General features: G+C 71.0%; 19 protein-coding genes and 1 riboswitch. Of the genes, 18 read left to right on the top strand and 1 reads right to left on the bottom strand.

Annotation, left to right across the window (positions count from 1 at the left end):
- Window positions 1-2 precede the first annotated feature (2 nt).
- The 15 genes from ACIQ6Y_RS02795 (at window position 3) to ACIQ6Y_RS02725 (ending at window position 16,762) form a co-directional block, all read left to right on the top strand.
- Entirely contained in the window at window positions 3-884 is an 882-nt protein-coding gene (locus ACIQ6Y_RS02795; RefSeq protein ID WP_404033667.1) for a glycosyltransferase family 2 protein, read from the top strand.
- 111 nt (window positions 885-995) lie between these two features.
- Window positions 996-1,925: an ABC transporter permease gene (locus tag ACIQ6Y_RS02790; protein ID WP_404031893.1), complete on the top strand. Its 930-nt coding sequence runs from the start codon at window positions 996-998 to the stop codon at window positions 1,923-1,925.
- Entirely contained in the window at window positions 1,918-2,694 is a 777-nt protein-coding gene (locus tag ACIQ6Y_RS02785) for an ABC transporter ATP-binding protein (protein WP_404031890.1), read from the top strand. The genes ACIQ6Y_RS02790 and ACIQ6Y_RS02785 overlap by 8 nt, the downstream gene beginning before the upstream one ends.
- A gap of 374 nt (window positions 2,695-3,068) precedes the next feature.
- Window positions 3,069-3,980 carry a squalene synthase HpnC gene (hpnC, locus tag ACIQ6Y_RS02780; protein ID WP_404031887.1) on the top strand — a complete coding sequence of 304 codons (912 nt, stop codon included), beginning with the start codon at window positions 3,069-3,071 and terminating at the stop codon, window positions 3,978-3,980.
- Window positions 3,977-4,927 carry a presqualene diphosphate synthase HpnD gene (gene hpnD / locus ACIQ6Y_RS02775; RefSeq protein WP_404031884.1) on the top strand — a complete coding sequence of 317 codons (951 nt, stop codon included), beginning with the start codon at window positions 3,977-3,979 and terminating at the stop codon, window positions 4,925-4,927. Before hpnC ends, hpnD begins: the two co-directional genes overlap by 4 nt.
- A gap of 130 nt (window positions 4,928-5,057) precedes the next feature.
- Window positions 5,058-6,497 carry a hydroxysqualene dehydroxylase HpnE gene (gene hpnE, locus ACIQ6Y_RS02770; RefSeq protein ID WP_404031881.1) on the top strand — a complete coding sequence of 480 codons (1,440 nt, stop codon included), beginning with the start codon at window positions 5,058-5,060 and terminating at the stop codon, window positions 6,495-6,497.
- Entirely contained in the window at window positions 6,494-7,633 is a 1,140-nt protein-coding gene (locus ACIQ6Y_RS02765; RefSeq protein ID WP_404031878.1) for a polyprenyl synthetase family protein, read from the top strand. The genes hpnE and ACIQ6Y_RS02765 overlap by 4 nt, the downstream gene beginning before the upstream one ends.
- Before the next feature lie 124 nt (window positions 7,634-7,757).
- A complete protein-coding gene (gene shc / locus ACIQ6Y_RS02760; protein ID WP_404031875.1) occupies window positions 7,758-9,749 on the top strand; it encodes a squalene--hopene cyclase in 1,992 nt (663 codons plus the stop codon).
- Window positions 9,749-10,390 carry a 1-hydroxy-2-methyl-2-butenyl 4-diphosphate reductase gene (locus tag ACIQ6Y_RS02755; protein ID WP_404031873.1) on the top strand — a complete coding sequence of 214 codons (642 nt, stop codon included), beginning with the start codon at window positions 9,749-9,751 and terminating at the stop codon, window positions 10,388-10,390. Before shc ends, ACIQ6Y_RS02755 begins: the two co-directional genes overlap by 1 nt.
- A 5-nt stretch (window positions 10,391-10,395) precedes the next feature.
- Window positions 10,396-11,418: an adenosyl-hopene transferase HpnH gene (hpnH, locus tag ACIQ6Y_RS02750; RefSeq protein WP_404031870.1), complete on the top strand. Its 1,023-nt coding sequence runs from the start codon at window positions 10,396-10,398 to the stop codon at window positions 11,416-11,418.
- Between the two features lie 4 nt (window positions 11,419-11,422).
- Entirely contained in the window at window positions 11,423-12,538 is a 1,116-nt protein-coding gene (gene ispG, locus ACIQ6Y_RS02745; RefSeq protein ID WP_404031867.1) for a flavodoxin-dependent (E)-4-hydroxy-3-methylbut-2-enyl-diphosphate synthase, read from the top strand.
- A gap of 36 nt (window positions 12,539-12,574) precedes the next feature.
- On the top strand, window positions 12,575-14,485 hold the full coding sequence (gene dxs, locus ACIQ6Y_RS02740; RefSeq protein WP_404031864.1) for a 1-deoxy-D-xylulose-5-phosphate synthase: 1,911 nt from the start codon (window positions 12,575-12,577) through the stop codon (window positions 14,483-14,485).
- Window positions 14,482-15,891: an aspartate aminotransferase family protein gene (locus ACIQ6Y_RS02735; RefSeq protein ID WP_404031861.1), complete on the top strand. Its 1,410-nt coding sequence runs from the start codon at window positions 14,482-14,484 to the stop codon at window positions 15,889-15,891. Before dxs ends, ACIQ6Y_RS02735 begins: the two co-directional genes overlap by 4 nt.
- A 98-nt stretch (window positions 15,892-15,989) precedes the next feature.
- Entirely contained in the window at window positions 15,990-16,646 is a 657-nt protein-coding gene (locus ACIQ6Y_RS02730; RefSeq protein ID WP_404031859.1) for a helix-turn-helix domain-containing protein, read from the top strand.
- Window positions 16,643-16,762: a DUF6126 family protein gene (locus tag ACIQ6Y_RS02725; RefSeq protein ID WP_404031856.1), complete on the top strand. Its 120-nt coding sequence runs from the start codon at window positions 16,643-16,645 to the stop codon at window positions 16,760-16,762. Before ACIQ6Y_RS02730 ends, ACIQ6Y_RS02725 begins: the two co-directional genes overlap by 4 nt.
- Window positions 16,763-16,783: 21 nt before the next feature.
- Here ACIQ6Y_RS02725 and ACIQ6Y_RS02720 read toward each other — a convergent pair whose 3' ends face one another.
- Window positions 16,784-17,578, bottom strand: coding sequence for a tyrosine-protein phosphatase (locus ACIQ6Y_RS02720; RefSeq protein WP_404031853.1), 795 nt, complete (start codon window positions 17,576-17,578; stop codon window positions 16,784-16,786).
- Between the two features lie 439 nt (window positions 17,579-18,017).
- A riboswitch (cyclic di-AMP (ydaO/yuaA leader) is annotated at window positions 18,018-18,176 on the top strand.
- A 5-nt stretch (window positions 18,177-18,181) separates the two neighbouring features.
- Between ACIQ6Y_RS02720 and ACIQ6Y_RS02715 the strand changes: the two genes are divergently transcribed.
- From ACIQ6Y_RS02715 to ACIQ6Y_RS02705, 3 genes are all read left to right on the top strand, one after another.
- Window positions 18,182-19,123: a peptidoglycan DD-metalloendopeptidase family protein gene (locus ACIQ6Y_RS02715; protein WP_404031850.1), complete on the top strand. Its 942-nt coding sequence runs from the start codon at window positions 18,182-18,184 to the stop codon at window positions 19,121-19,123.
- Window positions 19,124-19,448: 325 nt separating this feature from the next.
- Window positions 19,449-20,165, top strand: a complete 717-nt coding sequence (locus ACIQ6Y_RS02710; protein ID WP_404031848.1) for a DUF6250 domain-containing protein — start codon at window positions 19,449-19,451, stop codon at window positions 20,163-20,165.
- A gap of 145 nt (window positions 20,166-20,310) precedes the next feature.
- Window positions 20,311-21,096: an SGNH/GDSL hydrolase family protein gene (locus tag ACIQ6Y_RS02705; protein ID WP_404033665.1), complete on the top strand. Its 786-nt coding sequence runs from the start codon at window positions 20,311-20,313 to the stop codon at window positions 21,094-21,096.
- Window positions 21,097-21,333: the final 237 nt, after the last annotated feature.

Genomic DNA, 21,333 nt, shown 5'->3' with positions numbered 1-21,333 from the left:
CCATGAAGGTCGGCGCGGTGATCATCACCATGGGCAACCGCCCCGACGAGCTGCGGGCCCTGATCGACTCGGTCGCGGGGCAGGACGGCGACCCGGTCGAGGTCGTCGTGGTCGGCAACGGCTCGCCGGTCCCTGACGTCACGGAGTTCTCGTCGGTTGTCCGCACCGTCGAGCTGCCCGAGAACCTCGGCATCCCCGGCGGCCGCAACGTCGGCATCGAGGCCTTCGGTCCCGGCGGCACCGACGTCGACATCCTGCTGTTCCTCGACGACGACGGCCTGCTCGCCCGCACCGACACCGCCGAGCTGTGCCGGCAGGCCTTCGCGGCGGACGACAAGCTGGGCATCATCAGCTTCCGCATCGCCGACCCGGACACCGGCGTCACCCAGCGCCGGCACGTCCCCCGGCTGCGGGCCTCCGACCCGATGCGCTCCTCGCGGGTGACGACCTTCCTCGGCGGCGCCAACGCCGTCCGTACGAAGGTGTTCGCCGAGGTCGGCGGGCTGCCCGACGAGTTCTTCTACGCCCATGAGGAGACCGACCTGGCCTGGCGGGCGCTGGACGCGGGCTGGATGATCGACTACCGGTCGGACATGGTCCTGTACCACCCGACGACCGCGCCCTCGCGGCACGCGGTCTACCACCGGATGGTCGCCCGCAACCGGGTCTGGCTGGCCCGCCGCAACCTCCCCGCCCTGCTGGTCCCGGTCTACCTCGGCGTGTGGCTGCTGCTCACCCTGGCGCGCAGGCCCTCGCGGCCCGCGCTGAAGGCGTGGTTCGGCGGATTCCGGGAAGGCTGGACCACGTCCTGCGGGCCTCGCCGGCCGATGAAGTGGCGTACGGTGTGGCGGCTGACCCGACTGGGCCGGCCCCCGGTGATCTGACAAGCTCGACCTGGGAGCACCGGCGACAGGGCCTCATCGACAGGCCCTGGGCCCGCCGGTCCCGCCACGCCCGCATCGGCTGCGTACATCGAAGACGGAAAGTTTCCACCAGTGAGTGAGACCACCCAGGACGGAGGAGTCGCGGTGACCGCGTCCCCGTCCCCCGACGAGACCATGACGGCGGCCCAGCTCGCCGAGAAGTACGGCCTGACCGTCAGCGGCGCCAGGCCCTCGCTCGTCGACTACGTCCGCCGGCTCTGGGGCCGCCGGCACTTCATCCTGGCCTTCTCCCAGGCGAAGCTGACCGCCCAGTACAGCCAGGCCAAGCTCGGCCAGCTGTGGCAGGTGGTCACCCCGCTGCTGAACGCGGCCGTCTACTTCTTCATCTTCGGTGTCATCCTCGAGGCCGACCGCGGCATGTCCCGCGAGGTCTACATCCCGTTCCTGGTCACCGGCGTGTTCGTGTTCACCTTCACGCAGAGCTCGGTGATGGCGGGCGTCCGGGCGATCTCCGGCAACCTGGGTCTGGTGCGCGCGCTGCACTTCCCGCGGGCCTCGCTGCCCGTGTCCTTCGCGCTCCAGCAACTCCAGCAGCTGCTGTTCTCGATGCTGGTGCTGTTCGCGGTGACCGCCGGCTTCGGCAGCTACCCGGACCTGTCCTGGCTGCTGATCGTGCCGACGCTGGCGCTGCAGTTCCTGTTCAACACCGGCCTCGCCCTGATCATGGCGCGGGCCGGCGCGAAGACCCCGGACCTCGCGCAGCTGATGCCGTTCGTGATGCGTACGTGGATGTACGCGTCCGGCGTGATGTTCTCCATCCCGATCATGCTGCAGGACAGGCCGGCCTGGCTGGCGAACGTCCTGCAGTGGAACCCGGCCGCGATCTACATGGACCTGATGCGCTTCGCGCTGATCGACGGCTACGGCTCCGAGAACCTGCCGAACCACGTCTGGGCGGCCGCGGCCGGCTGGGCCGTGCTCTTCATGGTGGGCGGGTTCGTGTACTTCTGGAAGGCCGAGGAGAGGTACGGCCGTGGCTGAGACCCGAGTCCCCACCGTCATCGCCGACGAGCTGCACATCGTCTACCGCGTCAACGGCGCCAAGGGCGGCAAGGGCAGCGCGACGGCGGCCCTGAGCCGGATACTGAAGCGAGGCTCCGACGACACGGCGCGGGGTGTGCGCAAGGTGCACGCCGTCAAGGGCGTGTCCTTCGTCGCCTACCGGGGCGAGGCGATCGGCCTGATCGGCTCCAACGGCTCCGGTAAGTCCACCCTGCTGCGGGCCATCGCCGGCCTGCTGCCCGCCGAGAGCGGCAAGGTCTACACCGACGGCCAGCCCTCCCTGCTCGGCGTGAACGCGGCGCTGATGAACGACCTCACCGGCGAGCGCAACGTCATCCTCGGCGGCCTCGCCATGGGCATGTCCCGCGAGGAGATCAAGGAGCGCTACCAGCAGATCGTCGACTTCTCCGGCATCAACGAGAAGGGCGACTTCGTCACCCTGCCGATGCGCACCTACTCCTCCGGCATGGCGGCCCGGCTGCGCTTCTCCATCGCCGCCGCCAAGGACCACGACGTGCTGATGATCGACGAGGCCCTCGCCACCGGCGACCGCTCGTTCCAGAAGCGCTCCGAGGCCCGCATCCGCGAACTGCGCAAGGAAGCCGGCACGGTGTTCCTGGTCAGCCACAACAACAAGTCGATCCGCGACACCTGCAACCGGGTGCTGTGGCTGGAGCGCGGCGAGCTGCGCATGGACGGCCCCACCGAAGAGGTGCTCAAGGAGTACGAGAAGTTCACCGCCAGGTGACCCGGTGACACCCTCGGGGCCCCGCCGGACGCGCTCCGGCGGGGCTCTCCTGCTGCCCCGCACATGCAAAGGAAACGTCAACTCCGGCCACCCGCAGGAATCTTGGGCGGCAATCGGTGTTGTCTTGTGATGTGCGGGACACCCCCGAGGTCCGCGCGGCGTTGTACAACGTAAGCTGTACCGGTGCCCAATCGCGGCAAGTGGGGCGATAATGCGCGACACCGCCCACCGGGGCACCGCGGCGGGCGCCGGGCGGCGTGTCCGAAATAGTGTGTATTGGGTCGGCAGTGTAGAACGGGAGATGTGACGGCAATGGCGACGGAAACTCCCCGGCTCCGCGAGGCATGCGCCGTCCCCGCCCAGGGCAGCGAACGGTGACGGGAACCGGCACCGCGCGCACCGGCGATCCCGAGCGCGACACCCTGGACAAGGCCGCGACCGAGAACTTCCCCGTGGCCCCCTTCTTCCTGCCCCGCGCCTGGCGCACCGACCTCATGGCCGTCTACGGCTTCGCCCGCCTGGTCGACGACATCGGCGACGGCGACCTGGCCCCCGGCGGCGCCGACGCCCGGCTGCTCGGCGTCCCCGCGGAGCGGGCCGAGGACCGCATGGTCATGCTGGACGCCTTCGAGACCGACCTGCGGCGCGTCTTCGACGGATCGGACGGCGCACCCCGCCACCCGCTCCTGCGCCGGCTGCAGCCGACTGTCCGCCGCCACGCGCTCACCCCCGGACCGTTCCTCGGGCTGATCGCCGCCAACCGCCAGGACCAGCTCGTCGGACGCTACGAGACCTACGACGACCTGCTCGCCTACTGTGAGCTGTCCGCCAACCCCGTCGGCCGGCTCGTCCTCGCCGTCACCGGCACCGCCACCCCCGAGCGCATCCGCCGCTCCGACGCGATCTGCACCGCCCTGCAGATCGTCGAGCACCTCCAGGACGTGGCCGAGGACCTCGGCCGCGACCGGATCTATCTGCCCGCCGAGGACATGAAGCGATTCCATGTCCAGGAGGCGGATCTCGCCGCGAAAACCGCGGGCGCGTCGGTGCGCGCTCTGGTTGCATACGAGGCCCAGCGCGCCCGCGAGCTGCTGGACGACGGCGCCCCCCTGGTGGGGAGCGTCCACGGCAGGCTGAAACTGCTGCTCGCAGGGTTCGTGGCAGGGGGAAGGGCGGCGCTCGGCGCCATCGCCGCCGCCGAACACGACGTACTTCCCGGCCCGCCGAAACCCGGCAGATTCCAGTTGCTGCGCGAGGTGGGCGTGACTTTGCGAGGAGAGGGGTGATCCGGACCGTGGAGGCCGATCCACTCGTGTCCGCACCGGTACTCGCCGCCTACAGCTACTGCGAGGCCGTCACCGAACAGCAGGCGCGCAACTTCGCGTACGGCATCCGGCTGCTGCCCACGCCCAAGCGGCGGGCGATGTCGGCGCTGTACGCGTTCTCGCGCCGGGTCGACGACATCGGTGACGGGGCGCTCGACGGCGACGTCAAGGCCGCCCGGCTGGAGGACACCAGGGCGATGCTCGCCCGGGTACGTGCGGGCGACATCGCAGAGGACGACACCGACCCGGTCGCGGTCGCCCTCACCCATGCCGCCCAGGCCTTCCCGATCCCGCTCGGCGGCCTGGACGAACTGATCGACGGCGTCCTGAAGGACGTACGCGGCGACACCTACGAGACCTGGGACGACCTCAAGGTGTACTGCCGCTGTGTGGCGGGCGCCATCGGCCGGCTCTCGCTCGGCGTGTTCGGCACCGCACCGGGGGCGCGCGGCGCCGAGCGCGCGCCGGAGTACGCCGACACGCTCGGGCTCGCGCTCCAGCTCACCAACATCCTCCGGGACGTCCGCGAGGACGCCCAGGGCGGGCGCACCTACCTGCCCGCCGACGACCTCGCCAAGTTCGGCTGCTCGGCCGGCTTCGGCGGGCCGACCCCGCCGGAGGGCTCCGACTTCGCCGGCCTCGTGCACTTCGAGGTCCGCCGGGCCCGCGCCCTGTTCGCCGAGGGCTACCGGCTGCTGCCCCTGCTCGACCGGCGCAGCGGCGCCTGCGTCGCGGCCATGGCAGGCATCTACCGCCGCCTCCTGGACCGCATCGAACGCGACCCCGAGGCGGTCCTGCGCGGCCGTGTCTCCCTGCCCGGCCACGAGAAGGCATACGTCGCCGTCCGCGGACTCTCCGGTCTGGACACCCGGCACGTCGTGCGCCGCACGGTCCGGAGGCGCGCCTGATGCACCGCACCGACCGAGCCGGCCGCAGCGCCCGCGGGCGCGGGGCAACCCTGCGTGTCCGGGCGGCGTCCCTGACTTCAGCGGGGGGCCGTGCAGTGTTCAACGACCCCGGCGTGGGGGAGAGGGCGCGATGAGCGACGGCACACAGCCGCAGGAGCGGCCATACGCGAACGCAGGCGACGCCGCCGACGGGGCGGGCAGACATGCCGTCGTGGTCGGCGGCGGACTCGCCGGTGTCACCGCCGCGCTCGCCCTCGCCGACGCCGGGATGCGGGTCACCCTGCTGGAGGGCAGACCGAGGCTGGGCGGCCTGGCCTTCTCCTTCCAGCGCGGCGACCTCACCGTCGACAACGGCCAGCACGTGTACCTGCGCTGCTGCACCGCCTACCGCTGGTTCCTCGACCGGATCGAGGGCGCTGCCCTCGCCCCGCTCCAGGACCGGCTCGACGTGCCCGTCCTCGACGTGACCCGGCCCGAGGGCCGACGGCTCGGCAGACTGCGGCGCGACGCGCTGCCCGTGCCCCTGCACCTGGGGCGCAGCCTCGCCACCTACCCGCATCTCTCGCTCGCCGACCGCGCCAAGGTCGGCCGTGCCGCGCTCGCGCTCAAGGGCCTCGACCTCGCCGACCCGGCCCTGGACGCACTCGACTTCGGCAGCTGGCTGGCCGCGCACGGTCAGTCGGCGCGCGCCGTGAAGGCCCTGTGGGACCTGGTCGGGGTCGCCACCCTCAACGCGGTCGCGGGGGACGCCTCCCTGGGGCTCGCCGCGATGGTGTTCAAGACCGGTCTGCTGTCCGACCCGGGCGCCGCCGACATCGGCTGGGCCCATGTCCCGCTGGGCGAACTGCACGACAAGCTGGCCCGCAAGGCGCTCGACTCCGCGGGCGTACGCACCGAGACCCGTACACGCGTCACCTCCATCTCCCAGTACGACAACGCACGTTGGAGCGTTCACGTTCCCGGCGAGACCATCGAGGCGGACGCCGTCGTGCTCGCCGTGCCGCAGCGCGAGACGTACGACCTGCTGCCCGCCGGAGCCCTCGACGCGCCCGAGCGGCTGCTGGAGATCGGTACCGCGCCCATCCTGAACGTTCATGTCGTCTACGACCGCAAGGTGCTCGACGCGCCGTTCCTCGCCGCGCTCGGCACGCCCGTGCAGTGGGTCTTCGACCGCACCCACGCCTCCGGTCTGAAGACCGGCCAGTACCTGGCGCTCTCCCAGTCGGCCGCACAGGACGAGATCGACGAACCCGTGGCTGCCTTGCGCGAGCGGTACCTGCCCGAGCTGGAGAAGCTGCTGCCCCGCACCCGGGGCGCCGGGGTGCTGGACTTCTTCGTCACCCGGGAGCGCACCGCCACCTTCGCCCCCGCCCCCGGCGTCGGACGCCTCAGGCCCGGCGCCCGTACCAAGGCCCCCGGCCTCTATCTGGCCGGAGCGTGGACCGCCACCGGGTGGCCCGCGACCATGGAGAGTGCGGTCCGAAGCGGTGTGAGCGCGGCGGACGCCGCGCTGCGCGCCCTGGGCCGGCCCCGCCCCCGCCACCTCTTCGAGTTCGAGGAGGCCGCATGAGACTCGACGAGCCCGCGGCAGGCCGCCCCCGCACCCCCGGTACCGCAACAAGAGGAGAGACTGTGCCCACTGTGCCCCCGGCCTCGACGGCCGCTCGAGAGACCGCGGTGGACGTGACCGCGCTCCTGGAGCGCGGCCGGACCCTGGCCACACCGGTACTGCGGGCGGCCGTCGACCGCCTGGCGTCTCCCATGGACACCGTTTCCGCCTACCACTTCGGCTGGATCGACGCCGACGGCAGGCCCACCGCCGGCGACGGCGGCAAGGCCGTACGCCCCGCGCTCGCCATCATGTCCGCCGAGGTCACCGGTGCCGCGCCGGAGGTCGGCATCCCCGGAGCCGTCGCCGTCGAGCTGGTGCACAACTTCTCGCTGCTGCACGACGACCTGATGGACGGCGACGAGCAGCGCCGCCACCGCGACACCGTCTGGAAGGTGCACGGCCCCGCCCAGGCCATCCTGGTCGGCGACGCCCTGTTCGCCCTGGCCAACGAGGTCCTGCTGGAGCTCGGCACCGTGGAGGCCGGCCGCGCGACGCGCCGGCTGACCACCGCCACCCGCGCGCTGATCGACGGCCAGGCCCAGGACATCTCCTACGAGCACCGCGACCGCGTCAGCGTCGAGGAGTGCCTGGAGATGGAGGGCAACAAGACCGGCGCCCTGCTGGCCTGCGCCAGCTCCATCGGAGCCGTCCTCGGCGGCGCCGACGACCGCACCGCCGACACCCTGGAGAAGTACGGCTACCACCTCGGCCTCGCCTTCCAGGCCGTCGACGACCTGCTCGGCATCTGGGGCGACCCGGACGCCACCGGCAAGCAGACCTGGAGCGACCTGCGCCAGCGCAAGAAGTCCCTGCCGGTCGTCGCCGCCCTCGCCGCGGGCGGCTCCGCCTCGCGCCAGCTCGGTGAGCTGCTCGCCGCGGACGCCGAGAGCAGCGACTTCGCCAGCTTCTCCGAGGATGAGTTCGCCGCCCGCGCCAAGCTCATCGAGGAGGCCGGCGGCCGCGAGTGGACCGCCGAGGAGGCCCGCCGCCAGCACGCCGTCGCGATCGAGGCGCTGCACTCGATCGACATGCCCGAGCGGGTGCGGGCGCAGTTCACGGCGCTCGCCGACTTCGTCGTCGTACGGAAGAGATGATCACTATCGGCCGAATAACCCTCGCGTAGTCGCCGGCCGGTGCCCCGGGCACCACTGACGCACCGGCCGACGGCGGACCCACAGCAGACGCACGACCGCGCACGACTGCAGTGAAGGGGAAGCCATGACAGCGACGACCGACGGAAGCACCGGGGCCCTGCCGCCCCGTGCTGCCGCGGCCAGCGAACCATCCAGCATCACCCCCGAGACGGCCGGGGTCCGGCTCGCCGCCGAACGTGCCGTGCGGCGCGCCACCGACCACCTCCTCGCCCGCCAGGACCCCGAGGGCTGGTGGAAGGGCGACCTCGAGACGAACGTGACGATGGACGCCGAGGACCTGCTGCTGCGTCAGTTCCTCGGCATCCGCGACGAGGCGACCACACGGGCCGCGGCCCTCTTCATTCGTGGCGAGCAGCGCGAGGACGGCACCTGGGCCACCTTCTACGGCGGACCGGGCGAACTGTCCGCCACCATCGAGGCGTACGTCGCCCTGCGGCTGGCCGGCGACGCCCCCGACGCGCCCCACATGGCGAAGGCCTCGGCCTGGATCCGCGAGCGCGGCGGCATCGCCGCGGCCCGGGTGTTCACCCGGATCTGGCTGGCCCTGTTCGGCTGGTGGAAGTGGGAGGACCTGCCCGAACTCCCCCCGGAACTCATCTATCTGCCGCCGTGGGTGCCGCTCAACATCTACGACTTCGGCTGCTGGGCCCGGCAGACCATCGTCCCGCTGACGATCGTCTCCGCCAAGCGCCCGGTGCGCCCGGCGCCCTTCCCGCTCGACGAGCTGCACACCGACCCCGCCGACCCCAACCCGGCCAAGCCCCTTGCCTCGGTGGCCAGTTGGGACGGTGCCTTCCAGCGTCTGGACAAGGCGTTGCACGTCCTGCGCAAGGTCGCCCCGCGCCGGCTGCGCAAGGCCGCGATGAACTCCGCGGCCCGCTGGATCATCGAGCGGCAGGAGAACGACGGCTGCTGGGGCGGCATCCAGCCGCCGGCCGTCTACTCGCTGATCGCGCTGCACCTGCTCGGCTACGACCTGAAGCACCCGGTGATGCGTGAGGGCCTGGCCTCGCTGGACCGTTTCACCGTGTGGCGCGAGGACGGCGCCCGGATGATCGAGGCCTGCCAGTCGCCGGTGTGGGACACCTGCCTGGCGACCATCGCGCTCGCCGACGCGGGCCTTCCCGCCGACCATCCGCAACTGGTCAAGGCCGTCGACTGGATGCTCGGCGAGGAGATCGTCCGGCCCGGCGACTGGTCCGTGAAGCGCCCCCAACTCCCGCCCGGCGGCTGGGCGTTCGAGTTCCACAACGACAACTACCCCGACATCGACGACACCGCGGAGGTGGTCCTCGCGCTGCGCCGGGTCCGCCATCACGACCCCGACCGCGTGGACGGGGCGATCGGCCGGGCCGTGCGCTGGACCCTCGGTATGCAGTCCAGGAACAGCGCGTGGGCCGCCTTCGACGTCGACAACACCAGCCCGTTCCCCAACCGGCTGCCGTTCTGCGACTTCGGCGAGGTCATCGACCCGCCCTCGGCCGACGTCACCGCGCACGTCGTGGAGATGCTCGCCGTCGAAGGGCTCGCCCACGACCCGCGCACCCGGCGCGGCATCGCCTGGCTGCTCGCCGAACAGGAGCCGGACGGCTCGTGGTTCGGCCGCTGGGGCGTCAACTACATCTACGGCACCGGGTCCGTGGTGCCCGCCCTGACCGCGGCCGGGCTGCCCGGCTCGCACCCCGCGATCCGGCGGGCCGTCGCCTGGCTGAAGTCCGTCCAGAACGACGACGGCGGCTGGGGTGAGGACCTGCGCTCCTACAAGGACAAGCGCGGCTGGAGCGGACGCGGCGCATCCACCGCCTCACAGACCGCCTGGGCGCTGCTCGCCCTGCTGGCCGCGGGGGAGATGCACTCCAAGGCCGTCGAGCGGGGTGTCGGGTGGCTGGCGGCGACCCAGCGCGAGGACGGTTCCTGGGACGAGCCGTACTTCACCGGCACCGGCTTCCCCTGGGACTTCTCCATCAACTACCACTTGTACCGGCAGGTGTTCCCGCTCACCGCACTCGGCCGGTACGTCCACGGCGACCCCTTCACCAGGGTCGAGGGGGGTTGATGGCGACCACCCCCGTCCCGGAACCGCTGCTGATCGCCTGCGCGCTCGGCATCGAGCACCTGGCCCTGCGCCTGGGCGACCGCGGCGGCGCGGACGGGCCGGTCACCGTGCTGCGCACCGGCATGGGCCCCAGGGCGGCGGAGCGCTCCGTCACCCGGGTCCTCGCCGACCCGGCCCTGGCGGGCGCCGCCGTGCTCGCCACCGGCTTCTGCGCCGGGCTCGCCCCCGGCATGCACCCCGGCGACCTGGTCGTCGCCGAGGAGACCCGCGACCCGCGCGGCAGCACCCCGTGCGTGGGCACCGAACTGCTGGTCAAGGAGCTGGTACGGGCCCTGCCGGGCCGCACCGTGCACACCGGGCCGCTCACCGGCTCCGACCACGTCGTGCGCGGCGGCGAGCGCTCCGCGCTGCTCGCGACCGGCGCGATCGCCGTCGACATGGAGTCCGCCGCCACCCTCCTGAGCGCCGTACGGACGGGCGAACGCCCGGTTGCGGCCGTCCGGGTGGTCGTGGACGCCCCGGAACACGAACTCGTCCGGATCAGCACGGTACGCGGTGGAATATCAGCCTTCCGAGTGCTTCGCTCCGTCCTTCCCGCTTTCTTCGAATGGCACCGTTCTTTGCTGCTCCCTGGGAGGTGAGCCAGATGGCCATGCCGCTGCGCCAGTCCATCAAGGTCGCTACATACCTGGCCGAACAGAAGCTCCGCAGGCGTGACAAGTTCCCGCTCATCGTCGAGCTGGAGCCGCTGTTCGCCTGCAATCTCAAGTGCGAGGGCTGCGGCAAGATCCAGCACCCGGCCGGGGTGCTCAAGCAGCGTATGCCGGTGGCGCAGGCCGTCGGCGCGGTGCTCGAATCCGGTGCGCCGATGGTGTCCATCGCCGGCGGCGAACCGCTGATGCACCCTCAGATCGACGAGATCGTCCGCCAGTTGGTGGCCAAGCGGAAATACGTCTTCCTCTGCACCAACGCCATGCTGCTGCGCAAGAAGATCGACAACTTCACGCCCTCGCCCTACTTCGCCTTCGCCGTGCACATCGACGGACTGCGTGAGCGCCACGACGAGTCGGTCGCCAAGGAAGGCGTCTTCGACGAAGCGGTGGAGGCGATCAAGGAGGCCCAGCGGCGCGGCTTCCGGGTCACCACCAACTCCACCTTCTTCAACACCGACACCCCGCAGACCATCGTCGAGGTGCTGAACTTCCTCAACGACGACCTCAAGGTCGACGAGATGATGATCTCGCCCGCCTATGCCTACGAGAAGGCCCCCGACCAGGAGCACTTCCTCGGCGTGGAACAGACCCGCGAGCTGTTCCGCAAGGCTTTCGCGGGCGGCAACCGGCGCCGCTGGAGGCTCAACCACTCCCCGCTGTTCCTGGACTTCCTCGAGGGCAAGGTCGACTTCCCCTGCACCGCCTGGGCGATCCCCAACTACTCCCTCTTCGGCTGGCAGCGCCCCTGCTACCTGATGAGCGACGGCTACGTGTCGACGTACCGCGAACTCATCGAGGACACCGACTGGGACAAGTACGGCCGCGGCAAGGACCCGCGCTGCGCCAACTGCATGGCGCACTGCGGCTACGAGCCGACCGCCGTGCTGGCCACCATGGGCTCCCTGAAGGAGTCGCTGCGGGCCATGCGCGAGACGGTCAACGGAAACCGGGAGTGATGTCATGACCGCCATCCCCTTGGGCGTGCCCGAGGTACCGGCCCGGCCGATCGCCGAGCGGCGCGTGTCGCGGCAGATCCACGTCGGGCCGGTGGCGGTCGGCGGCGGCGCCCCGGTGTCGGTGCAGTCGATGACCACGACCCGCACCTCCGACATCGGCGCCACCCTCCAGCAGATCGCCGAGCTGACCGCGTCCGGCTGCCAGATCGTCCGGGTCGCCTGCCCCACGCAGGACGACGCCGACGCCCTCGCGACCATCGCGCGCAAGTCGCAGATCCCGGTGATCGCCGACATCCACTTCCAGCCGAAGTACGTGTTCGCCGCGATCGAGGCGGGCTGCGCGGCCGTACGCGTCAATCCCGGCAACATCAAGCAGTTCGACGACCGCGTCAAGGAGATCGCGCAGGCCGCCAAGGACCACGGCACACCCATCCGCATCGGCGTCAACGCCGGCTCCCTGGACCGCCGCCTGCTCCAGAAGTACGGCAGGGCGACGCCGGAGGCGCTGGTCGAGAGCGCGCTGTGGGAGGCGTCCCTGTTCGAGGAGCACGACTTCCACGACATCAAGATCTCGGTGAAGCACAACGACCCGGTCGTGATGGTCGAGGCGTACCGGCAGCTCGCCGAGAGCTGCGACTACCCGCTGCACCTGGGCGTGACCGAGGCGGGCCCGGCGTTCCAGGGCACGATCAAGTCGGCCGTGGCCTTCGGCGCGCTGCTCAGCAGGGGCATCGGCGACACCATCCGCGTCTCGCTGAGCGCCCCGCCCGCAGAAGAGGTCAAGGTCGGCATCCAGATCCTGGAGTCCCTCGGCCTGCGGCAGCGGCGTCTGGAGATCGTGTCCTGTCCCTCGTGCGGGCGCGCCCAGGTCGATGTGTACAAGCTGGCCGACGAGGTCACGGCCGGCCTGGAGGGCATGGAGGTGCCGCTGCGGGTCGCCGTGATGGGCTGTGTCGTCAACGGGCCCGGCGAGGCGCGTGAGGCCGACCTCGGCGTCGCCTCCGGCAACGGCAAGGGCCAGATCTTCGTCAAGGGCGAGGTCATCAAGACCGTACCCGAGTCGAAGATCGTGGAGACCCTCGTCGAGGAGGCACTGAAGCTCGCGGAGCAGTCGAAGTGAATTGAGTACGAGGCACGGACCGAAGGGGGCCCGAGCGTGACGATTCTGGAGAACATCCGGCAACCACGCGACCTGAAGTCGCTGTCCGAGGCGGAGCTTCGCGAACTGTCCGACGAGATCAGGGAGTTCCTGGTGCACGCGGTCTCCCGAACCGGCGGCCACCTCGGGCCCAACCTGGGAGTGGTGGAGCTGTCCATCGCCCTCCACCGGGTCTTCGAGTCACCGACCGACCGCATCCTGTGGGACACCGGCCACCAGAGCTACGTCCACAAGCTGCTGACAGGACGTCAGGACTTCTCCAAGCTGCGCGGCAAGGGCGGCCTGTCCGGCTACCCCTCGCGCGAGGAGTCCGAGCACGACGTCATCGAGAACAGCCACGCCTCCACCGCGCTCGGCTGGGCCGACGGACTCGCCAAGGCCCGCCAGGTGCAGGGGGAGAAGGGGCATGTCGTCGCGGTCATCGGCGACGGCGCCCTGACCGGCGGCATGGCCTGGGAGGCGCTGAACAACATCGCGGCCGCCAAGGACCGCCCGCTGATCATCGTCGTCAACGACAACGAACGCTCCTACGCCCCCACCATCGGCGGCCTCGCCAACCACCTGGCCACCCTGCGCACCACCGACGGCTACGAGAAGGTCCTCGCCTGGGGCAAGGACGTCCTGCTGCGCACCCCGGTCATCGGCCACCCCCTCTACGAGGCCCTGCACGGCGCCAAGAAGGGCTTCAAGGACGCCTTCGCCCCCCAGGGCATGTTCGAGGACCTGGGCCTGAAGTACGTCGGCCCGATCGACGGGCACGACATCGGCGCGGTCGAGTCCGCGCTGCGCCGCGCCAAGCGCTTCCACGGGCCGGTCCTCGTGCACTGCCTGACGGTGAAGGGCCGCGGCTACGAACCCGCCCTCGCGCACGAGGAGGACCACTTCCACACCGTCGGTGTGATGGACCCGCTGACCTGCGAGCCGCTCGCGCCCTCCAACGGGCCGTCCTGGACCTCGGTGTTCGGCGAGGAGATCGTCAGGATCGGCGAGGAGCGCGAGGACGTCGTCGCCCTCACCGCCGCCATGCTGCACCCCGTCGGGCTCGGCAGGTTCGCCGAGCGCTTCCCGGACCGGGTCTGGGACGTGGGCATCGCCGAGCAGCACGCGGCGGTCAGCGCGGCCGGGCTCGCGACCGGCGGACTGCACCCGGTCGTCGCCGTGTACGCCACCTTCCTCAACCGCGCCTTCGACCAGCTCCTGATGGACGTCGCCCTGCACCGCTGCGGGGTCACCTTCGTGCTGGACCGGGCCGGGGTCACGGGCGTCGACGGGGCCTCGCACAACGGCATGTGGGACATGTCCGTGCTCCAGGTCGTGCCGGGCCTCAGGATCGCCGCCCCGCGTGACGCCGGCCAACTGCGCGCCCAGTTGCGCGAGGCGGTCGCCGTGGACGACGCGCCGACGCTGGTGCGCTTCCCGAAGGAGTCCGTCGGCCCGGAGATCCCGGCCGTGGGGCGGGTGGGCGGCATGGACGTCCTAGGACGATCCGAACGCCCCGAGGTGCTGCTGGTCGCCGTCGGGGTGATGGCCCCGGTCTGTCTCCAGACGGCCGAGCTGCTTCAGGCCCGGGGCATCGGCTGCACGGTCGTGGACCCGCGCTGGGTCAAGCCGGTCGATCCCGCCCTGCCCGAACTGGCCGCCGGGCACCGGCTGGTGGCCGTTGTCGAGGACAACAGCCGTGCCGCCGGGGTCGGTTCGGCCGTCGCCCTGGCACTCGGCGACGCCGACGTCGACGTACCGGTGAGGAGATTCGGCATCCCCGAGCAGTTCCTCGCGCACGCCAAGCGCGGTGAGGTGCTGGCCGACATCGGGCTCACGCCGGTCGAGATCGCCGGGCGGATCGGTGCGAGCCTGGCCGTGCGGGAAGAGACGTCAGAAGCCGATCCGGTCGAGGAGCAACCCGCATGACCACCACCGAACCCGCCGCCGGGACCGGGCAGTTCGACCTCGGCAGACTCCTCGCCGAGCGCGCCGCCGAACGCTACGAGCTGCACAGCAAATACCTCAACCACCAGCTCCCGCGCATGCTGCACACCATCGGCTTCGACAAGGTGTACGAGCGTGCCGAGGGCGCCTACTTCTGGGACGCCGACGGGAACGACTACCTCGACATGCTCGCCGGGTTCGGGGTGATGGGCCTCGGCCGGCACCACCCGGTCGTCCGCAAGGCGCTGCACGACGTCCTCGACGCGGGCCTCGCCGACCTCACCCGCTTCGACTGCCAGCCGCTGCCCGGACTGCTCGCCGAGAAGCTGCTCGCCCACAGCCCCCACCTGGACCGGGTGTTCTTCGGCAACAGCGGCACCGAGGCGGTGGAGACCGCCCTGAAGTTCGCCCGCCGCGCCACCGGCAAACCGCGCGTCCTCTACTGCGACCACGCCTTCCACGGCCTGACCACCGGCTCCCTGTCCGTCAACGGCGAGGACGGCTTCCGCGACGGCTTCGCCCCGCTGCTGCCCGACACCGCCGTCCCCCTCGGTGATCTCGACGCGCTGGCAAGGGAGTTGAAGAAGGGCGACGTGGCCGCCCTCATCGTCGAGCCGATCCAGGGCAAGGGCGTCCACGAGACACCGCCCGGCTATCTGCGCGCCGCGCAGGAACTGCTGCACCGGCACAAGGCGCTGCTCGTCGCCGACGAGGTGCAGACCGGCCTCGGCCGGACCGGCGACTTCTACGCCTATCAGCACGAGGACGGGGTGGAACCGGACCTGGTGTGCGTCGCCAAGGCCCTGTCCGGCGGGTACGTCCCCGTGGGCGCGACCCTCGGCAAGGACTGGATCTTCAAGAAGGTCTACTCGTCGATGGACCGCGTCCTCGTCCACTCGGCGAGCTTCGGCTCCAACGCCCAGGCCATGGCGGCCGGCCTGGCCGTGCTGTCCGTCATGGAGAACGAGCAGATCGTCGCGAACGCACGGGCCACGGGCGAGCTGCTGAGGTCCCGGCTCGCCGCGCTGGTCGACCGTTACGAGCTGCTGGCCGACGTACGCGGCCGGGGGCTGATGATCGGCATCGAGTTCGGCCGGCCCAGGTCGCTGAAGCTGCGCAGCCGCTGGGCCATGCTCCAGGCCGCCCGCAAGGGCCTGTTCGCGCAGATGGTCGTCGTCCCGCTGCTCCAGCGGCACCGCATCCTCACCCAGGTCTCCGGGGACCACCTGGAGGTGATCAAGCTGATTCCGCCGCTGATCGTCGGGGAGAAGGAGGTCGACCGGTTCGTCGACGCCTTCACCGAGGTCATGGACGACGCGCACAGCGGGGGCGGGCTGATGTGGGACTTCGGCAGGACGCTGGTGAAGCAGGCGGTGGCCAACCGCTGAGGGTTGCAGCTGGGGCTTACCGCTGTGAGGGGCTTACCGCGTTTGCCTCTGAGGCAATAAATTTGCCCGAGAGGCAAGCCTGCGGCTGAATGGAGAGCATGAGCTCTCACGAGACCGAGCCTTCAGTGGACGAGCCTGCCGCGGACGAACCGGCCGCCGAGGCGCCGGTGGGTGACCTGCCCGCCGTCGCGCCCCAGCTGCGCGCCCTGCGGCGCCGGGCCTCCCTCACGCTGGAGGCGGCCGCGCGGTCCGCCGGGCTCTCGCCCGCGCATCTGTCCCGGCTGGAGACCGGCCGGCGCCAGGCCTCGCTGCCGATGCTGCTCGCGCTCGCCCGCATCTACGGTACGACCGTCTCCGAGCTGCTGGGGGAGCGGGTCGCCGACCGGGACGCCGTCGTACGAGCCGACGACATGGAACCGACCCGGGCGGGCGGCTGGACCTACTGGCAGGCCGGTGCGCCCGGCCGCGGCATGCAGGCCCTGCGGGTGCACGTGCCGTACGGCTCCCAGGGCGACATCGTGCGCGTGCACCCAGGCGAGGAGTGGCTGCACGTGCTGACGGGGCGGCTGCGGCTGCGCCTCGGCGACACCGCGCACCGCCTCGGTCCCGGGGACAGCGCGCACTTCGACTCGCTGACCCCGCACCGCATCGCCGCCGAGGACGAGGGCGGCGTCGACCTTCTCTTCGTCCACACCCTGCTGCAGAGCCCCACGGCCGCGTTGTGCCTGGGCCCCATGACGGGAGACACGCCATGAGCGACATCGAGGAGAAGTTTCCCCGCACCCTGTGGATCCGGCTGCTGATCTACATCGTGGCCGGGCACGTCTTCGCCGGGTTCCTCTATCTGCTGTTCGAGGTCGGAGCCAAGTAGGCTCCCGCCGCTCAGGCCGGCTCAGTCGAGCAGCCGGTCCCGCAGCCGCTCGCGCGTGTCGGGCGTCACACCGAGGCCCCGCTCCAGATAGGCGTCGACCCCGCCCCAGGTCTCCTCGATGGTCTCCATCGCCGCCGTCAGATACTCCGCGCGGGCGTCGAACAGCGGGCTGAGCAGCTCCATGACCTCGGGCGAGTAGGCGGAGGCGTCGCCGTTGCGGCGCACCTTGTAGCGGCGGTGCTTGGCGTTCGACTCCAGGTAGTCGGTGAGGATGGCGTCGCGCTCGACGCCCAGGGCCAGCAGGGTCACGGCGATCGACAGGCCGGCGCGGTCCTTGCCCGCGGCGCAGTGCATCAGGGCGGGGACGCTGTCCTCGGCGAGGGCGTGCAGCACCTGGGAGTGCTCGGCGGTGCGCTCCTTGACCATGATCCGGTACGAGGTGATCATCCGGTTCGCCGCCTTGCCGTCGGCGAGGATCGCGCGCAGCTGGTCCAGGTCGCCCTCGCGGACCATCTTCCAGAACTCGGCGCCGTCGGCCGGGTCGCTCAGCGGAAGGTTGACGTTGCGCACGCCCGGCAGCTCCACGTCCGGGCCCTCCAGCTTCTGGTCCGCCGCGTTGCGGAAGTCGAAGATCGTGTGCAGGCCCAGGGTCGTGAGAAAGGCCGCGTCCTCGGCGGTCGCGTGCGCGAGGTGGCCGCTGCGGAAGAGCACGCCCTGGCGCACCCGGCGTCCGTCGACGGTCGGCAGTCCGCCCACGTCACGGAAATTGCGGACTCCGGCCAGCTCCGGCTCGGTCGACGGGACCTGCTGCGTCACGTGGGGCTCCCTCCGGTCGGGTCCCGCCGGCGCGGCTCGACCGACGGGCACGTCCATGACCATACGACTGACCCTACGACACGGCTTCCCTGGGATATGTATGTGCCGCTTCTCCGTCTGCGTCGCATCTGGGCTTTCTGTCCGAATTAGCGCCTTCCTTCCAACTCGCTCTGGAATAAAGGAACGTGGAGCAGCGTCACGTGAGCAGCGTCATAGCCGTGACCGTGCGTCGCCCGTCATGCTCACGTAATCAATGCGTTTTTCAAGGGCATTTGGCGAATGCGGAACGGCCGAAATGCACGGAGGGTGACCGGGAATTCCCGAAAGGGATCAAGAAGAAGGCCTTCGGGTGGAACCTCTTGCTTGTCCCTTTGCGTCTTGGTCGCTTACGTTCGCCACCGATCCGGACGGACGCCTAATCCTGCCGCCGACCGGAGCCCGCGCAAACCCACCCGTGTACGGCAGGAGCGGGGGACCCACAGGTACATCCGCCTGTTCCGGTCTCCGGAAACAGGCTCGGGGTTAAGCCGCGCCCGGCGCGGCCGGACATCTCCAGTCCGCACCCGACAGCTCACCTCGCAGGCGCCGGAGAGGAAAACGCCCATGCCCGCGAAGGGTAAGCACCGCCGTCCCAAGGCCCAGCGCCTGACCCGTTCCATCGCCGTCGCCGGTACCGGTGGCGCCGCACTCGCCCTGCCGCTTCTCGCGGCCACCGGTGCGAATGCCGCGACCGGACAGTCCGTCCCCGAGAAGGCCGTCAGCTCGGCCGCGACGGTCCAGAAGACCGCCATCAAGGCCGCCGAGAAGAAGGCCGCGACGCCGCGCACGTATTCCGTGAAGGTCGGCGACTATCTCTCGAAGATCGCCCAGGAGCAGCACGTCAGCGGTGGCTGGCAGAAGCTGTACCAGGACAACCGTGAGGTCGTCGGCAGCGACCCGTCGCTGATCCACCCGGGCCTGAAGCTGTCGCTCGGCAAGAAGGCCGCGGCCACGCAGTCCTCCGAGTCCGCCGCGAAGAAGTCCGCCGCCCCGCAGAAGTCCGAGGCGCCGAAGCCGGCCACGCAGTCCTCCGAGACCGCTGACTCCTCGAAGGCCTCCGAGCCGGCCGCCACCCAGGCGGACACCACCGCGGCGAACGGCTACACCGCCCCCGTGAGCGGAGCCACCGTCGGCACCGGCTACCGCGTGGCGGGCAGCATGTGGTCCAGCGGCTACCACACCGGCGCCGACTTCGTCGTCCCGACCGGCACCTCGCTCAAGGCCGTCGGCGCGGGCACCGTGGTCTCCGCGGGCTGGGGCGGCGCGTACGGCAACCAGGTCGTCGTCAAGCTCGCCGACGGCTACTACGCCCAGTACGCCCACCTGTCCGCGCTGTCCGTCTCGGCCGGCCAGACGGTGACCGCCGGGCAGCAGGTCGGCCTCTCCGGCGCGACCGGCAATGTGACCGGCCCGCACCTGCACTTCGAGATCCGCACCACCCCGGACTACGGCTCCGACGTCGACCCGGTCGCCTACCTCCGCTCGCACGGCGTCGCCATCGGCTGACGCCCGCGGCCCACACCGCCGAAGGCCGGACCCCGATCCCCGGGTCCGGCCTTCGGTGTGTCCGGACCCGGAGATTCGTGATCTCCGTGTTGCGGCGGTGTGGCGGAGTCTGCCGGGGTGTCGACAGCGGCGGCGTGTTGTGGCCAGAGTGGTCCCCGACAGGACGGCAAGCGCTTTCTGCTGGCGTCCTGGCGCGTTCGGTGGTGTACGCCCACGCCGTCGAGGTGACCGTGGTCGAACTCACCGACGCGCGCCCGGAGTTGCCCGAGATCCGGTCGGCACTCCATGGCTGCCCCCGCTCACCCCCGCCGAAGGAGCCTCTTCCGTGACGACCACGCGCAGAACGTTCGGAGCCCTGGCCGCCGGAGCGGCCCTCGCGGCGCTCGCCCCGGCCGGTCTTGCGAGCGCGAGCCCCCGCCACGGGCGTCTGCTCGCCCACGACGACTTCCGGCACGGCCTCGGCCGGTGGGCGACCGAACTGCAGGACGGCGGCACGGTCACCGCGTCCGGCGGGGTGCTGGAGGTGGACGTACCGGCTGGGGTCACGGTCTGGTTCCGGCAGCGGCTCGAAGGCCCGTATGTGCTGGAGTACACGGCCGTGCCGGTGTCCGAGGGCGGCGTCAACGACCGTGTCTCCGACCTCAACAACTTCTGGAATGCGGTCGACGCCCGCTCCCCGCACGACCTGTTCGCCACCCCGCGCGGCGGCGCCCTCGCCGAGTACGACCACCTCAGGACGTACTACGCCGGCTACGGCGCCAACGGCAACACCACCACCCGGCTGCGCCGTTACGTCGGTGAGGCGGGGGTCCGGCCACTCGTGTACGACTACACCGAGCCGTTGCTCGTGCCCAACCAGCCCCACCATGTGCGGATCGTGTCGGCCGGATCGCGCGTGCAGTGGTGGAACAACGGCCGGCTCGTGTTCGACTACACCGACCCCGAGCCGTACACCGGCGGGCACTTCGCCTTCCGTACGGTCTGGAGCCACTTCCGGATCAGTGAGTTCCGGATCTGGCGACCGCACCCCCAACAGGGCTGAACGGGAGGTTATTCCCGGACTTGCCGAGACTTTAGGCGTGGCTTATCTCACCGCCCGTCAACCCCGCCCTACGGTCGCGTAGGTCACATTCGAGGAGGAATCATGGGCCGATGTGGCAGACGATTCGAAGAGTGACAGCAGATCAGTGATCGGGTCGTACGTGGCGGTGGGGGACAGCTTCACCGAGGGCGTCGGCGACCCCGGCCCCGACGGGGCGTTCGTCGGCTGGGCCGACCGGTTCGCGGTGCTGCTCGCGGACCGACGGCCCGAGGGCGACTTCGAGTACACCAACCTCGCCGTGCGCGGGAAGCTGCTCGACCAGATCGTGGCGGACCAGGTGCCGCGGGCCGTGGAACTCGCCCCGGACCTGGTCAGCTTCTGCGCGGGCGGCAACGACATCATCCGGCCCGGCACCGACCCCGACGACGTCGCCGAGCGCTTCGAGCGGGCGGTCGCCGCGCTCACCGAGGTGGCCGGCACGGTGCTGGTGACGACCGGCTTCGACACCCGCGGCGTGCCCCTTCTGAAGCATCTGCGCGGCAAGATCGCGACGTACAACGGCCATGTGCGGGCCGTCGCCGACCGCTACGGCTGCCCGGTGCTCGACCTGTGGTCCCTCAAGTCCGTCCAGGACCGCCGCGCCTGGGACCACGACCGGCTCCACCTCTCGCCCGAGGGCCACACCCGCGTCGCCCTGCGCGCCGGACAGGCCCTCGGCCTCGACATCCCGGCCGACCCCGAGCAGCCCTGGCCGCCCCTCCCGCCCCGCGGCACCCTCGACGTCCGCCGCGACGACGTCCACTGGGCCCGCGAGTACCTCGTCCCCTGGATCGGCCGCCGCCTGCGCGGAGAGTCCTCCGGAGACCACGTCACGGCGAAGGGCACTCTGAAGCCGGACGAGATCAAGCTGAGGATCGGGGTCGTGGCTTAAGGGGCCCTTCTTGGGGGCGCGGGGAACTGCGCGAGCAACCAGAGACGGCGTGCAGTCGGCGAACAACCGGCGCCCCCCAAAGGGGCGCGGGGAACTGCGCGAGCAACCAGAGACGGCGCGCAGTCGGCGAACAACCCGCGCCCCCACGGCGACGGCCGGTGCCGAGCCCGACCTCCAGGAGGATCGGAGCTGTGGGGCAACGCCCCAAAGGGGCGCGGGGAACTGCGCGAGCGACCA

Origin of the sequence: Streptomyces sp. NPDC096205, from assembly GCF_044763135.1 — a bacterium.
Taxonomy (GTDB): Bacteria; Actinomycetota; Actinomycetes; order Streptomycetales; family Streptomycetaceae; genus Streptomyces.
The sequence above is the reverse complement of the archived record's forward strand: the minus strand, read 5'-3'. Positions and strand labels throughout refer to the sequence as shown.